11 protein-coding genes are annotated in these 14,537 nt (G+C 64.7%); 4 read left to right on the forward strand and 7 right to left on the reverse strand.

All coding sequences use genetic code 11. The features are described from left to right. Positions 1 to 374: 374 nt before the first annotated feature. The gene (locus tag IM733_RS07500; protein WP_248920267.1) at positions 375 to 905 is read right to left on the reverse strand and encodes an MgtC/SapB family protein; all 531 of its coding nucleotides are present in this window, start codon (positions 903 to 905) and stop codon (positions 375 to 377) included. Between the two features lie 366 nt (positions 906 to 1,271). On the opposite strand from IM733_RS07500, the gene ccoG reads away from it, so the two are divergent. Genes ccoG through IM733_RS07515 form a run of 3 tightly spaced genes read left to right on the forward strand, consistent with a single transcriptional unit; the run spans position 1,272 to position 6,238 of the window. Then, entirely contained in the window at positions 1,272 to 2,681 is a 1,410-nt protein-coding gene (gene ccoG, locus IM733_RS07505; RefSeq protein WP_248920268.1) for a cytochrome c oxidase accessory protein CcoG, read from the forward strand. Positions 2,682 to 2,731: 50 nt separating this feature from the next. Further along, positions 2,732 to 4,141: a GntR family transcriptional regulator MpaR gene (gene mapR / locus IM733_RS07510; RefSeq protein ID WP_248920269.1), complete on the forward strand. Its 1,410-nt coding sequence runs from the start codon at positions 2,732 to 2,734 to the stop codon at positions 4,139 to 4,141. A gap of 54 nt (positions 4,142 to 4,195) precedes the next feature. Beyond that, positions 4,196 to 6,238: a PAS domain-containing protein gene (locus IM733_RS07515; RefSeq protein ID WP_248920270.1), complete on the forward strand. Its 2,043-nt coding sequence runs from the start codon at positions 4,196 to 4,198 to the stop codon at positions 6,236 to 6,238. A 6-nt stretch (positions 6,239 to 6,244) separates the two neighbouring features. Here the strand turns inward: IM733_RS07515 and IM733_RS07520 are convergent, their stop codons facing one another. The 6 genes from IM733_RS07520 to IM733_RS07545 form a co-directional block, all read right to left on the reverse strand. Then, positions 6,245 to 6,991, reverse strand: coding sequence for an SDR family oxidoreductase (locus IM733_RS07520; protein ID WP_248920271.1), 747 nt, complete (start codon positions 6,989 to 6,991; stop codon positions 6,245 to 6,247). A gap of 160 nt (positions 6,992 to 7,151) precedes the next feature. After that, on the reverse strand, positions 7,152 to 8,687 hold the full coding sequence (locus tag IM733_RS07525; RefSeq protein ID WP_248920272.1) for a DHA2 family efflux MFS transporter permease subunit: 1,536 nt from the start codon (positions 8,685 to 8,687) through the stop codon (positions 7,152 to 7,154). Beyond that, on the reverse strand, positions 8,684 to 9,877 hold the full coding sequence (locus tag IM733_RS07530) for an HlyD family efflux transporter periplasmic adaptor subunit (RefSeq protein ID WP_248920273.1): 1,194 nt from the start codon (positions 9,875 to 9,877) through the stop codon (positions 8,684 to 8,686). Before IM733_RS07530 ends, IM733_RS07525 begins: the two co-directional genes overlap by 4 nt. A 30-nt stretch (positions 9,878 to 9,907) precedes the next feature. After that, complete coding sequence (locus tag IM733_RS07535; RefSeq protein WP_248920274.1) at positions 9,908 to 10,381, reverse strand: MarR family winged helix-turn-helix transcriptional regulator; 474 nt, start codon at positions 10,379 to 10,381, stop codon at positions 9,908 to 9,910. A gap of 211 nt (positions 10,382 to 10,592) precedes the next feature. Then, complete coding sequence (locus tag IM733_RS07540; protein WP_283107520.1) at positions 10,593 to 11,228, reverse strand: response regulator transcription factor; 636 nt, start codon at positions 11,226 to 11,228, stop codon at positions 10,593 to 10,595. A gap of 11 nt (positions 11,229 to 11,239) precedes the next feature. Then, positions 11,240 to 12,637 (reverse strand): sensor histidine kinase, encoded by a 1,398-nt coding sequence (locus IM733_RS07545; RefSeq protein WP_248920276.1) that lies wholly within the window; start codon positions 12,635 to 12,637, stop codon positions 11,240 to 11,242. Positions 12,638 to 12,828: 191 nt separating this feature from the next. On the opposite strand from IM733_RS07545, the gene IM733_RS07550 reads away from it, so the two are divergent. Further along, positions 12,829 to 14,451, forward strand: a complete 1,623-nt coding sequence (locus tag IM733_RS07550) for an acyl-CoA synthetase (protein ID WP_248920277.1) — start codon at positions 12,829 to 12,831, stop codon at positions 14,449 to 14,451. Positions 14,452 to 14,537 lie beyond the last annotated feature (86 nt).

The raw sequence follows: 14,537 nt of genomic DNA on the forward strand, positions 1-14,537 counted from the left end.
GCTACCTGCTTTATCTCTGGTACAACAAGAACAAAAAACGCGACAACCAATAAGAACAATAGAGAACGGCTCTGACATAACAAGAACAACACGGCAGAGGCGTAGCAAGCAGATTTTTTTGGAGTCGACGTGCTTTTCAGGGGCCCGCCCCGCAACCTGACACAGAACAATAAAACTACCCGCAAGGTAGCGGCAGTCACGGTTGGATCACGTTGGATGAACGCAGGTCAGCGCTCAAAAAAATACGTTTGCTCTTGGCCCCGGATAGGGGCCCTGCGGTACCGAGGCAACGGCTGACAAAAACAACAACAGGCCCGTCTCCAATAATAATAAAAGAGCAGGCAACAACGCTTTGAGGGGAGCTTCGGCTCCCCTCAGTGCTTCCTGCCCTCCTCGTCCTTGTGCATCCTCCCTTCGTTCCCACCCTCCACCTTCTCCACCAGTACCGGCATGCTGCACAGCACCAGCAGCGCCAGCACCGTGCTGATCAATGCCGTGGCCTCTCGCCCCATGCCCGCGGCAGTGCCGATGGCGGCCGTCATCCAGAGCCCAGCGGCGGTGGTCAGGCCTTTCACGTGGCTGGTGTCCTGGCCATGCCCCTTGAGAATGGTTCCAGCCCCCAGAAAGCCAATACCGGCGACAATGCCCTGGATGATCCGGCTCAACGCCTGTTGGTCCGCACCGGCCATGCCAGGGGCGAGCACGAACAGCGCCGCGCCCATGCATACCAGCATGTGCGTGCGCACCCCGGCTGCCTTGCCCTTGCTCTCTCGCTCGAACCCCAGCACCGCGCCCAGCAATGCCGCCATCAACAGGCGCAAAAGCACCTGCGTCACTTCGCGCTCATCGGTGATATCGGCAAATTCGGCCTGCACCGCCATCCAGATGGATTCCCAAGTCTGCATGGTCGCACCTCCCGCTCTCTAGCTCACCCGCCTCTGCAGGGACCGGCTTGCCGGCGAGGCGGGCAACGCGGTCCTGGCACCGGCCATGCCGGTGTTCGCCGGCAAGGCCGGCTCCTACAGGCGTTCATGTTGCGGTAGACCTCCATCCATCCCCTGAGTGCGCCACAATCTGCCCAGCGACCGGCGCAGGTGCGGTAGAAAGCCGCAGGTATCTGCCAATAAGCGCTCAAGGTTGCGCGATACAAGGGATGGAAGGTGGACCACGATCATCTGATATGGTTTTTATCGAGTTACCTGAGTCTGTGCTGCAAACAGATCGGAGGCCATAGTGCCCTGGCCTGATCGAGGCCTGATGAGCGATGAACCATGAGCGATAGAATCCCCTTCCGAGTCATCGAGATTGCCCCTGCCGCCGCCAACAAGAGCAAAAGCCAAGCGGATGGCAGCATTCACACCCGTAGCTTCACCGGCTTCTACCGCACCCTGCGGGTCGCCTTCGCGGGCCTGTTGTTCGCCCTGTTCTTCGGCACCGCGTGGTTGCAATGGAATGGTCGCCAGGCCGTGCTCTGGGACCTGGCCGAAAGCAAGTTCCATATTTTCGGCGCCACGTTCTGGCCCCAGGATTTCATCCTGCTCTCGGCGCTGCTGATCATCTGTGCATTCGGCCTTTTCGCCATCACCGTATTCGCCGGCCGGGTGTGGTGCGGCTATAGCTGCCCACAGAGCACCTGGACCTGGTTGTTCATGTGGTGCGAGAAAGTCGCCGAGGGCGACCGTAACCAACGCATCAAGCTGGCCGCGGCGCCCTGGGGCCTGAACAAGCTGGCCCGACGAACCCTCAAACATGGGTTGTGGCTGGCGATCGGCGTGGCGACCGGGCTGACCTTCGTCGGCTACTTCACCCCGATCCGCCCGCTGGCACAGGAGCTGTTCACCCTTGAGCTGAGTGGCGTGGCGCTGTTCTGGGTGCTGTTCTTCACCGGCGCCACCTACATCAACGCCGGCTGGATGCGCGAGGCGGTGTGCATGCACATGTGCCCCTATGCCCGCTTCCAGAGCGTGATGTTCGACAAGGACACCCTGGCGGTGGCCTACGACCCCAGCCGCGGCGAGTCCCGCGGCCCACGCAAGAAAGGCAGCGACCCGCGCAGCCAGGGCCTGGGCGATTGCATCGACTGCACCTTGTGCGTGCAGGTCTGCCCCACCGGCATCGACATCCGCGACGGCCTGCAGATGGCCTGCATCGGCTGCGCCGCCTGCATCGATGCCTGCGACGGAGTGATGGACAAGATGGGCTATGCCCGAGGCCTGGTCGGCTACAAGTCCGAACACAACCTGCAGGGTGGCAAGACCCACTGGCTGCGCCCTCGCCTGCTGGGCTACGCGACCGCGCTGGTAGTGATGATCGGCGCGCTGATCGTCGCCCTGCAGATGCGGCCGATGGTGTCGATGGATGTGATCAAGGACCGTGGCCTGTTCCGCGAGAACGCCCTGGGCCAGATCGAGAACATCTACCTGCTCAAGATCATCAACAAGACCCCACAAACCCAGCACTATCGCCTGCGCCTGGTGGATGCCGACGGCTTCGAGCTGCATGGGCGCACCGAATTCACTATCGCGCCGGGTGAAATGAGCGAACTGCCAGTGTCGGTGGCGATGCTTGCCGATCGCCCGGCCAGCAGCTCCCAGGAGCTGGCCTTCGAGATCCAGGACAGCGACCAGCCTGGCGTGCGCAGTGTCGCGACGAGCCGCTTCGTGGCGCCGATGAACCGCTGATCCCTTACACTGCCCCTCACCTTGCCTGCAGGTTGCGACAGATCATTACAATGAAACGCTACGAACGATTCGCCGACGACATTGCCGAACTGATCCGCTCCGGGGTGCTCGGCCCTGGCCAGCGCGTGCCCTCGGTGCGTTATGCCAGCCAAACCCACGGCGTCAGCCCGTCCACGGTGTTCCAGGCCTATTACCTGCTGGAGCGCCGTGGCCTGATCCGCGCCCGGCCGCGCTCAGGCTACTTCGTCAATGCTCACGCCCCACGCCCGTTCAGCGAACCCCAGGCGCAAGCGCCGGCCAGCGAGTCCACCGACGTGGATGTCAGCGGCCTGGTGTTCTCCATCCTCGACTCGATCAAGGATCCGCACACCGTGCCGTTCGGCTCGGCCTTCCCCAGCCCCACGCTGTTTCCCCTGCAACGCCTGTCGCGCTCGCTGGCCAGCGCCAGCCGGGCAATGGACCCGCGCATGGTGGTCACCGACCTGTCGCCGGGCAACCCGCAACTGCGCCGGCAGATCGCCCTGCGCTACATGGTCGGCGGGCTGATGCTGCCCATGGAGGAACTGCTGATCACCAACGGTGCGCTGGAGGCGCTGAACCTGTGCCTGCAGGCGGTGACTCAGCCCGGCGACCTAGTGGCGATCGAGGCGCCGGCCTTCTACGCCTGCCTGCAAGTGCTCGAGCGCCTCAAGCTCAAGGCCGTGGAAATTCCGGTACATCCGCGCGAAGGCATGGACCTTGGCGTGCTCGCCAAAACCCTGGAAAAACACCCGGTCAAGGCCGTGTGGTGCATGACCAATTTCCAGAACCCAGTGGGCGCCAGCATGCCGGAGGCGAAGAAGCAGCAACTGGTCGAGCTGCTGCGCCGCCATCAGGTGCCGCTTATCGAAGACGACGTCTACGCCGAGCTGTACTACTCGCAGCAAGCACCGAAGCCGGCCAAGGCCTTCGATACCGAGGGGCTGGTGATGCACTGCGGCTCGTTCGCCAAGAGCCTAGCCCCGGGCTACCGCATCGGCTGGGTCGCCGCCGGGCGTTTCGCGCAGAAAATCGAACGGCTCAAGCTGATGACCTCGCTCTGCGCGTCGATGCCGGCCCAGGCAGCCATCGCCGACTACCTGCAACACGGCGGCTACGACCGCCACCTGCGCAAGCTGCGTTATGCGCTGGAAGGCCAGCAGGCCAACATGCTCGCCGCCATTGCCCGCCATTTCCCGGCGCAGACCCGCGTCAGCCAACCTTCCGGCGGCTACTTCCTGTGGCTCGAACTGCCTGAGCAGATGGATGCGCTGAAGCTGTTCCACATGGCCCTGGCCCAGGGCATCAGCATCGCGCCGGGGCCGATCTTCTCGCCGACCCGACGCTTCGGCAACTGCATTCGCCTGAACTACGGCAGCCCCTGGGGCGATGGCCCCGAGCAAGCCATGGAGACCCTCGGACGGATCGTGCGCTCGTTCTAGCCGCGGGCGGGCCGGCAGGCTAAAGTGGGGCCTCGCCCTCCTGCGGACTCCTGCATGCCCGACAGTGAAATCAAGGCTTTGCGTCAGCGCAACGCCGAACTCGAGAATCGCCTGACCCAGCAAAATGGCATAGACGACAGCCTGTACCGTTTTCTGTTCGACACCATGGATGAAGGCTTTTGTGTCATCGAGTTCTTCGACGGCCCCCACGGCCCGCTGAGTGACTACATCCATATCGTCGCCAACGCCGCCTACGCCCGCCACGCCGGCATCCCAGACGTGGTCGGGCAGAAGCTGCGGGAAATGGTGCCGGACGAGGCCGACGACTGGGTCGCCCGTTACGGCGAGGTGTTGCGTACCGGCCAGCCGTTGCAGTTCGAACAGGAACTGGTGGCCACCGGGCGGGTGCTGTCGATCACCACGTTCCGTATCGAGCCCGCCGAGCGGAACCAGGTAGCCGTGCTGTTCCAGGATGTCACCGAGCGGCGCCGCGCGGAGACTGCGCTACAGCAACTCAACGATCACCTCGAACAGCGCGTGGCCGATGCCCTGGCCGAACGCAGCCTGTTCGCCGAACTGGTCGAACGCAGCGTGGCAGGGGTGCAAGTGGTCGACACTTCGTTGCGTTTCCTGGCCGTGAACGCACGCGCGGTGAAAGACTTCGAGTTGCTGTTCGGGCGCACGATCAAGGCCGGAGACACGTTGGCAGCCTGCCTCACCGGGTTTCCCGAGGAGTACCAACGCTCACTGGCGTTCTGGCGCCGAGCACTGGCGGGTGAAAGCTTCATCGAAGTGATCGAGTACGGCCGCGCAAAGCACCTGCAGCATTTCGAATTGCGCTTCAACCCGTTGCGTGATGTCAGTGGCACGATTATCGGTGCTTACCTCTTTGTCTACGACATCAGCCGTCAGGTCAGCGAGCAGCAACGCTTGCTGGAGGCCGAGGATGCATTGCGCCAGGCGCAGAAGATGGAAGCTGTCGGCCAGCTCAGCGGCGGCATCGCCCATGACTTCAACAACCTGCTCGGAGGCATCCTCGGCGCCCAGGAGCTGGTTCGCCAACGCCTGGAGCAGGCACGCCTGGGCGACATCCCAGCCTTGCTCGATACCGCGAGCGATTCGGCGCGACGGGCTGCGGCACTGGTGCATCGGTTGCTGGCCTTCTCGCGCCGCCAGACCCTGCTGCCACAGGCCACCTCGGTTGGCGTGCTGATCCTCGACATGGAGGAACTGATCCGCCGCAGCGTGGGCCCGGCCATTACCGTGAGTGTCAGTTGTAGCCCGGACCTGTGGGCGACCTTCATCGACCCCCCGCAACTGGAAAGCGCCCTGCTCAACCTGTGCATCAACGCCCGAGATGCCTTGCCCGGTGGAGGACGCATCGACATCCGCTGCGCTAACCAATCGTTCGATCTGGCACATGCCGCCACGCTGGATCTCGCGGCAGGCGATTACCTGCAACTAAGTGTCGAAGACAATGGCCGCGGTATGCCAGCGGAGGTGGTCGAGCGCGCCATCGACCCCTTCTTCACCACCAAGCCGCTCGGCCAGGGCACAGGGCTGGGGTTGTCGATGGCCTTCGGTTTCGTACGCCAGTCTGGTGGACAGTTGCAGATCCAATCGACGCCAGGAGCAGGCACGCGAATCGATCTGTACCTGCCCCGTCACCATGAAGCGCCCAAGGCGCCGCAAGCCCGCCCGATGGCCGAAAGGCTGACGCAGCCTGAGCGTGCGCGGATCCTGCTGGTCGAGGACCAGGCCGCGCTACGCCTGGTCATTGGCGAGGTGCTCGATGAGCTCGGGCATGAGGTGGAAGGGGTTGAGCACGGCCCGGCCGCGCTGGAGCTGTTGGAGCACGGCTTCGTACCGGACCTGCTGATCAGCGATATCGGCTTGCCAGGCGGCCTCAACGGGTGCCAGGTCGCCGAGGCCTGCCGAGCCTTGCATCCGAGCCTGCCAGTGCTGTTCATCACCGGCTATGACGAGAGCGCGGCACTCAGCGACGGGCAGTTACCTGCGCGCACCGCCGTATTGCGCAAACCGTTCGAGCTGCCGGCCATCGCCGACCTGGTCGCGCAGTTGCTGGCGACCGAGTAACCGGCGTCAGCGCCCGCCACTCAGGTCGATGAAGGTGCCCGTCGAGTAGGACGCGCTGTCCGACAGCAGCCAGAGGATCGCCTCGGCCACTTCCTCGGGGCGCCCACCGCGCCCCATGGGCAGGCCTGGCTCGAGCTTGGTGACGCGTTCGGGGTCACCGCTCAAGGCGTGGAAGCCGGTATGGATATAGCCTGGCCGTACGCCATTGACGCGCACCCCCTCGCTCGCCACTTCCTTGGCCAGGCCAATGGTGAAGGTATCCAGCGCGCCCTTGGAGGCGGCGTAGTCGACATACTCATTGGGCGAGCCAAGCCGCGCGGCCATGGATGAAACGTTGACGATCGCCCCGCCCTGCCCGCCATGGCGCCGCGCCATGCGCAGCAAGGCGTGCTTGGCGCAGAGCATCGGGCCGACCACGTTGGTCTTCATGACCTTGAGCAGACGGAACTCTGACATCTCCTCCACCCGGCCCTGCTGGCCAATGGTACCGGCATTGTTGACCAGCGCGGTGACCGGCCCCAGTTCGTGGTCGACGCGCTGGAACAACCGCACCACCTCGTCCTCGACGCTGGCGTCGGCACGCACGGCGATGGCCGTGGCGCCCAGCTCGCGAACCTGGGCCAACACCGTCTCGGCGGCCTCGTCGTTGGCGTGGTAGTTGATGCAGATGCGATACTCCTGTTGCGCCGCCAGCAATGCGGTGGCGGCGCCGATGCCCCGGCTGGCGCCGGTGATGACGATGACCTTGTCCATGGATCTGCCAAATTGCCCGGAAAAGACCTACAAGATTAGGGGAAACACCCCAGCCTGATCAATGCCACCGCCCGCTGCAGGAGCCAGCTTGCTGGCGAACCGCACCACCACCGTGTGCCCGCTGTTCGCCAGCAAGCTGGCTCCAACAGCTCTTTTTTTGTCAGTGCCCTGCCGCAGCGGGTCCCGCCTTGGCGGTGAAAGGTGGCTTGGCCAGCCACACCAACACGATCAGCCCGGCGAACACCCAGGTCAGCAAGGTGAAGTAATCCACCGTCGACATCATGTAGGCCTGGCTGTTGAGGATCTGCTCCAGCTTCGCATAGCTCTGCTGGCCGGCCCCACCCAACTGCTCCAGGGCATGCCGGGTGGCCGGGTCGAAGGTGCTGATGTGCTCGCTCAGGTAGGCATGGTGCTGGTCGGCGCGGCGAATCCAGATCCAGGTGGTGAGCGACGCGGCGAAACTGCCGCCCAACGTACGCAGGAAGGTGGCCAGCCCCGAACCATCGGCGATTTGATGCGGCGGCAGGTCGGACAGCAGGATACTCAGGGTCGGCATGAAGAACAGCGCTACTCCGATGCCCATGAACAGCTGCACCAGGGCGATATGGGTGAAGTCCACCTCGTTGGTGAAACCGGCGCGCATGTAACAGCTGGTGCCGATGGCGAGGAACGCGATGCCGGCCAGCACGCGCAGGTCGAAGCGGTGTGCATACTTGCCGACGAAGGGCGACATCAACACCGGCAACAGACCGATCGGCGCCACCGCCAGCCCCGCCCAGGTGGCCGTGTAGCCCATCTGCGTCTGCAGCCATTGGGGCAGGATCAGGTTGATGCCGAAGAACCCGGCATAGCCGCCCACCAAGACCAGCGTGCCAATGCGGAAATTGCGGTGCACGAACAAGCGCAGGTTGACCACCGGGTGGCGGTCGGTCAGTTCCCAGATGATGAAAATCGCCAGGAACACCACCGAGATCAACGTGCCGACGATGATGAACGACGACTCGAACCAGTCCAGGTCATTGCCCTTGTCCAGCACCACCTGCAGCGCCCCCACCCCCACGATCAAGGTCAGCAGACCGATGTAGTCCATCGGCTGGCGGCTGGTGACCACCGGCCGCGCACGCATCTGCTGGCGCACCACGGCCGCGGCGAACAGGCCGATAGGAATATTGATGAAGAAGATCCACGGCCAGCTGTAGCTGTCGGTGATCCAGCCACCCAGTATCGGCCCGGCGATCGGTGCCACCACGGTGACCATCGCCAGCAACGCCAGGGCCATGCCCCTTTTCGCAGGCGGGTACACGGCGATCAGCAGGGTTTGCGTCATCGGGTACAACGGGCCGGCCACCACCCCCTGCAGCACCCGGAAGCCGACCAGCTCGGGCATCGACTGGGCAACGCCGCAGAGGAACGAGGCCAGCACGAACAGCAGTGTGGCCCAGATGAACAGCTTCACCTCGCCGAAGCGCCGGCTCAGCCAGCCGGTCAGCGGCAATGCGATGGCGTTGCTCACCGCGAACGAGGTAATCACCCAGGTGCCCTGCTCGTAGCTGACCCCCAGGTTGCCGGAAATGGTCGGCAAGGCGACGTTGGCGATGGTGGTGTCGAGCACTTGCATGAACGTCGCCAGCGACAGACCAATGGTGGTCAGCAGCAGGCTTGGTGGGGTGAACTGCGCGGGGGCCGCCTGGCTCATCGCTGGGCCGTCTTGCCGGTGGCGCTGTTTTCGTGGATCAGCCGGGCGATCAGGTTGTCGGCTTCGACCAGCTGGCGATCATAGACCTGGGTGGTGTAGCTCGCCTGCTGTGGCGCTTGCTGGGCCAGGGCCGGACCGCTCTGATCGTGCAGATCGACTTCGGCGACGGTGGACAGGCCAATGCGCAGCGGGTGGTCTTTCAGCTGTTCGGGGTTCAGGTGGATACGCACCGGCACGCGCTGGACGATCTTGATCCAGTTGCCGGTGGCGTTCTGCGCCGGCAGCAGGGCAAAGGCGCTGCCGGTACCGGCCCCCAGGCTGTCGACGGTGCCGTTGTACTTCACCTCGCCGCCGTACAGGTCGGCGGTGATCTGCACCGGTTGGCCGATGCGCATGTCGCGCAGTTGGGTTTCCTTGAAGTTGGCATCGATCCACACCTCGTCCAGGGGAATCACTGCCATGGTCGCGGTGCCCGGTTGCAGGCGCTGGCCCAGTTGCACAGTGCGCTTGGCGACGTAGCCGGTGACCGGCGCCACCAGAGTGGTGCGCGCGTGGTCGAGGTAGGCCTGGCGCAGGTCGGCGGCGGCGGCCATGACCTCCGGGTGCGAGGACACCACCGTGTCGTCGACCAGCGCAGTGCTGGTGTTGAGCTGCTGGCGTGCACCATTGACGGCCGCCTGGGCCACGACCAGGTCGTCGTGGGAATGGGCGATTTCTTCCTGGGCGATGGCACCGCTGTCGGCCAGCACCTTGCGTCGGTTGTAGTTCTGTTGGGCCTTTTGCAGCTCGGCCTGGCGGGTTTCCAGCTGGGCCTTGAGCGAATCGACGTTACTGTACAGCCCTCGCACCTGGCGCACGGTACGTGCCAGCTTGGCCTCGGCGGCCTGCAGGGCAACCTCGCTGTCGGCCGGGTCGAACTGCAACAGCACCTGGCCGGCGTGCACCAGGTCGCCGTCGTCGGCACCGATGCTGGTGACGGTGCCAGTGATCAGCGGGGTGATTTCCACCACGTTGCCATTCACATAGGCATCGTCGGTGCTTTCGTGCCAGCGCCCGACCACGCTGTACCAGGCCCAGGTGCCGGCACCCGCGAGGGTCAGCAACAGCAACAGGGCGAACAGCCAGGCCTTGCGCTTGCGTGTGTTGTCGGGCGCGACGGCGAGGGTGGAGGTGTCGGCGGGAGTGGCCATGACGGTACCTTGGAAAATGCGTGACAGGGATCAACGATCGCCGAAGCGGCGGATCGTCAGGGGGTCGCCGGCGCTGATCAGCACCTTGGCCAGCAAGCCTTCGAGGGTCTTGAGCTCTTCAGGCTGCAGCACCCCGACCAGCTCGTTCATCGCCGCCGCGCCCACCTGTGGCAGACGGTCGGCCAGGCGCTGGCCGTCGGCGGTCAGGGCCAGGCGTACCTGGCGACGGTCGTCCGCGCAGCGATGGCGCAGGACCAGGCCCTTCTGCTCGAGGCGGTCGAGCATGCGGGTCATCGAACCGCTGTCCAGGCCCAGGTAGCGGCACAGCTCGGCGGGCGTGTCGACCTGATACTGGGTGACGATGATCAGCACCTTGAACTGGGCGGCGGTGACGCCGTCGGCTTCGAGGTGCCAGTCGAGGATGCGGTCCTTCAGCAGGGCGGCGCGACCGAGCAACATGCCGATGGTGCAAGTCTGGAAGTTTTCCGGGGTGAAATGGGACATCGGGATCTGCTCGGGGAATTGTATGAAAATATTACTGCTTAGGCAGTGAATGTCAAAGCCTTGATTAGCTGACTAACAAAAAATTCATGGATGGAGCAAAACCCACTGTTTTGACGCGGCCTCTGTAGGAGCGGCTTTTAGCCGCGATCACCCGCGAAGCGGGTGCCAGAGATCGCGTTGCCTGCATCGCGGCTGAAGCCGCTCCTACAAGTCAGGGCTGCGCCCGCAACCCCAACGCCTCGACCAGGCCACAAGCGATCGCCATCCCCACCAGTTCGGGCAGGCTCGCGGCCTGCATGCGCTTCATCACCCGCCCCCGGTACAAGTCGATGGTCTTCACGCTCACCCCCAATTGCTCGGCAATCTCACGATTGCCCAGCCCCTGCACCAGTGGAATGAACACATCACGCTCACGCGGGGTCAGGCCGTCGATGCGTGCCTGTACCTGCGCCACCTCACCACTGCCCGCCCGGACCACATCGGCGCGGCTGAGCGCGGCCTGCACGCTGTCGAGCAACAACTGGTCGTTGTAGGGCTTCTCGATGAAATCGATGGCGCCGGCCTTGAACGCCCGCACCACGATCGGCACGTCGGCGTGGCCACTGACGAAGATCAGCGGGATCTGCAGCCCCCGCTCGCGCAGCGCTTGCTGTACCGCCAAGCCACCCAACCCTGGCATGCGCACATCCAGCAGCACGCACGCCGGCCCCTCGTCCACACAGGCCTCCAGAAACGCCTGGCCACTGGTGAACGGCAGCGCCCGCAGCCCCACCGACTCCAGCAGCCATACCGTCGAGTCGAGCATGCCCGGGTCGTCGTCCACCACATACACCTTCGCTTGCACCACCGTCCCCCTCCTCATCCGCGATTCACCGCCAGGCGGCAGCACAGCACCAGCCCACCCTCTTCACCCGCCCGCGCCCAGAGACTGCCGCCAAAGCCCTCCACGATGCTGCGGCTCATGCTCAGCCCCAGGCCCAGGCCGTCGACCTTGCTGGTGGTGAACGGCGTGAAGATGTCGTCCAGCCGCTCACGTGCAACACCCGGCCCTTGGTCAGCCACCTCCAGCAGCACCCCATCGTCCTGACGCGAGGCGCTGAGCAGGATACGTGACGACTGCCCAGGGTGCTGCTCTCGATTGGCGTCGATGGCATTGCGCAGCAGGTTGACCAGCACCTGCTCCAGCAAGACACGGTCGGCGTACACGGTCGGCAGCGCCCCGCTCACCCGCTGCTCGATGCGTACCTGCGCCCCTGCGGCCTCCCAGGCGCACAGGCGTTGTGCTTCGTTGGCCACCTCGGCGGCATCGAGGGCTTGCAACTGCCGTGGCCCCTTGCGCAGGAACGCGCGCAGCCGGCGAATAACCTCGGCGGCGTGGGTCGCCTGCGCGCTGATGCGTTGCAGCCCCTGGCCGACCCGCTCGCGGGCGTGCCGATCTTGGTCGGGATTGTGCAGGTAACGCAGGCTGGCGTTGGTGTAATTGAGGATCGCCGCCAAGGGCTGGTTGATTTCGTGGGCGATGCCCGAGGCCAATTCACCCAATGTCGCGACCCGGGCGCTATGAGCCAGGCTTTCCTGGGCTTCGATACGCAGGGTGATGTCGCGAGACACCGCGACAATCTCCACCACCGCGCCGGTGTAGGTCTCTCGAATCGCTCGGCAGGCAATCTCGAACCAACGGTAATGGCCATCGGCGTGGCGCACTCGGCAGGTCATGGTGTAATAGCCATCCTCGTCCAGGGCGGCGGCGGCCTGCAACAGCACCTGGCGCCGCTCGCGCGGGTGCAGGAATGGGCGCACGGCGCTGCCGCGCAATTGCTCCGGCCATACCCCCAGCAGGCGGAATGCGGCGGGCGTGGCGTCGAGAAAGCGCCCGTCTGGGCTGTGCCGGGAAATCAGGTCCGTGGTGTTTTCGGTAATCAAGCGGTAGAGCCGCCGGGCCCGACTGGCGTCCCGCACGGCCTGGCGTTCGTCGCTCGCGTCACGACAGCGGGCCAGTACCTGCTGGCCCAGGTCGTCGGGAATGAAGGTCCAGAGCAGTATGCGCTCACCCACCTCGGCCTCGACCTCGCTGATCGCCCGCCCCTGGCGAAGGCAGGCACGCACCAATGCGCCATGGTTGGGCGGCAACCAGCGCCTGAGTTCGGCATCACTGCCCATCAGCGCCTGCAAGGCGAGATTCAGCCGCAGCGGCCGAGCATCGGGGGCCAGCAATACACTCGGCTGGGGGTCCTTGGCGAGTAAGGAAGTTGTCATGGTATCCACGGGCAACGGCTCTTTTATAGTAGTTTTACCATATTGCTATAGTCGATCTTCCATATACGATAACGGTTCGCGTAAAAAAGCGACAGGGAGGCATCGCCCTCCCTCACCCTGATCAGAGCTAACAATCAGCCACCGGGGGCCAGGCGCACAGAATGCGCACGCCTCCTTCACAGGACCACCGCATGTCGATCTTCTCCCAGGGCCTGATGCCTGCCCCCGTCAATCATGTAGCCCTCACTCCGCTGAGCTTCATCGAGCGCACCGCCTCGGTATATGGCCACTACCCGGCCGTGATCCACGGCGCCATCCGCCGCGACTGGCGCCAGACCTACGCCCGCTGTCGGCGCCTGGCCAGCGCCCTCCAGGGCCGGGGCATCGGCCATGGCGACACGGTGGCGGTGATGCTGCCGAACATTCCGGCCATGCTCGAGGCGCACTTCGGCGTGCCGATGATCGGCGCGGTGCTCAACACCCTGAATGTACGCCTGGATGCCGAGGCCATTGCCTTCATGCTGCGCCATGGGGAAGCCAAGGTGCTGATCGGCGACCGTGAGTTCCACGGTGTTATCCGTGAAGCCCTGGCGCTGCTCGAATACCCACCGCTGGTGATCGACGTGGACGATCCGGAGTACGGCGAAGGCCAGCCAATCAGTGAGCTGGACTACGAGGCCCTGCTCGCCGAGGGTGACCCTGCCTTCGCCTGGGCATGGCCCGACGACGAATGGCAAGCGATCTCGCTCAACTACACCTCCGGCACCACCGGCAACCCCAAGGGCGTGGTCTACCACCACCGTGGCGCCTACCTCAATGCCCTGGGCAACCAGATGACCTGGTCGATGGGCCAGCACCCGGTGTACCTGTGGACCTTGCCGATGTTCCACTGCAACGGATGGTGCTACCCCTGGACCATCACCGCCCTGGCCGGCACCCATGTGTTCCTGCGCCGGGTCGACCCGCAGAAGATCCTCACCCTGATTCGCGAGCACCAGGTCAGCCACCTGTGCGGCGCGCCCATCGTGCTCAATGCGCTGGTCAACATGCCCGACAGCGCCAAAGCCGCCATCGACCACCCGGTGCACGCCATGGTCGCCGGCGCCGCGCCGCCGGCCAAGGTGATCGGCGCCGTTGAAGAGATGGGCATTCGCATCACCCACACCTACGGGCTGACCGAGGTCTACGGCCCGGTGACGGTGTGCGCCTGGCATGCCGAATGGGACGACCTGGCGCTGGAGGCACGGGCGGCGATCAAGTCGCGCCAGGGCGTGCGCTACCCCACCCTGGATGGGCTGATGGTGGCCGACCCGCACACCCTCGAACCGGTGCCGCAGGATGGCGAGACCCTGGGGGAGATCTTCATGCGCGGCAACACCGTGATGAAGGGCTACCTGAAGAACCCCGAGGCTACCGCCGAGGCCTTCCGTGGCGGTTGGTTCCACACCGGCGACCTGGCCGTGCGACACCCGGACGGCTATGTCGAGATCAAGGACCGGCTCAAGGACATCATCATTTCCGGTGGCGAGAACATCTCCACCATCGAGGTGGAGGACGCCCTGTACAAGCACCCCGCCGTGCTCGAGGCCGCGGTGGTCGCCCGTCCCGACGAGAAATGGGGCGAGACGCCCTGCGCCTTCGTGACGCTCAAGACTGGCCATGGCGCCACCCGCGAAGCCGAGATCATCGCCTGGTGCCGCGAGCACCTGGCCGGCTTCAAGGTGCCGAAGACCGTGGTGTTCGGCGAATTGCCCAAGACCAGCACGGGCAAGATCCAGAAGTACGTGCTGCGCGATCGGGCCAAAGCCCTGTAACCCCCCTGATTGTCCTGTAGGAGCGGCTTCAGCCGCGATCACCCGCAAAGCAGGTGCCAGGCACCGCGATGCCCGCATCGCGGCTG

Origin of the sequence: Pseudomonas entomophila (assembly GCF_023277925.1) — a bacterium.
Classification (GTDB): Bacteria; Pseudomonadota; Gammaproteobacteria; order Pseudomonadales; family Pseudomonadaceae; genus Aquipseudomonas; species Aquipseudomonas entomophila_D.

What these genes read in the sequence shown, in the direction of transcription:
- IM733_RS07520 (WP_248920271.1), bottom strand. Translation starts at nt 6,991, where the DNA reads ATGGACAAGGTCATCGTCATCACCGGCGCCAGCCGGGGCATCGGCGCC.
- IM733_RS07530 (WP_248920273.1), bottom strand. Translation starts at nt 9,877, where the DNA reads ATGGCCACTCCCGCCGACACCTCCACCCTCGCCGTCGCGCCCGACAAC.
- ccoG (WP_248920268.1), top strand. Translation starts at nt 1,272, where the DNA reads ATGAGCGATAGAATCCCCTTCCGAGTCATCGAGATTGCCCCTGCCGCC.
- IM733_RS07550 (WP_248920277.1), top strand. Translation starts at nt 12,829, where the DNA reads ATGTCGATCTTCTCCCAGGGCCTGATGCCTGCCCCCGTCAATCATGTA.
- IM733_RS07500 (WP_248920267.1), bottom strand. Translation starts at nt 905, where the DNA reads ATGCAGACTTGGGAATCCATCTGGATGGCGGTGCAGGCCGAATTTGCC.
- IM733_RS07525 (WP_248920272.1), bottom strand. Translation starts at nt 8,687, where the DNA reads ATGAGCCAGGCGGCCCCCGCGCAGTTCACCCCACCAAGCCTGCTGCTG.
- IM733_RS07545 (WP_248920276.1), bottom strand. Translation starts at nt 12,637, where the DNA reads ATGACAACTTCCTTACTCGCCAAGGACCCCCAGCCGAGTGTATTGCTG.
- IM733_RS07515 (WP_248920270.1), top strand. Translation starts at nt 4,196, where the DNA reads ATGCCCGACAGTGAAATCAAGGCTTTGCGTCAGCGCAACGCCGAACTC.
- mapR (WP_248920269.1), top strand. Translation starts at nt 2,732, where the DNA reads ATGAAACGCTACGAACGATTCGCCGACGACATTGCCGAACTGATCCGC.
- IM733_RS07535 (WP_248920274.1), bottom strand. Translation starts at nt 10,381, where the DNA reads ATGTCCCATTTCACCCCGGAAAACTTCCAGACTTGCACCATCGGCATG.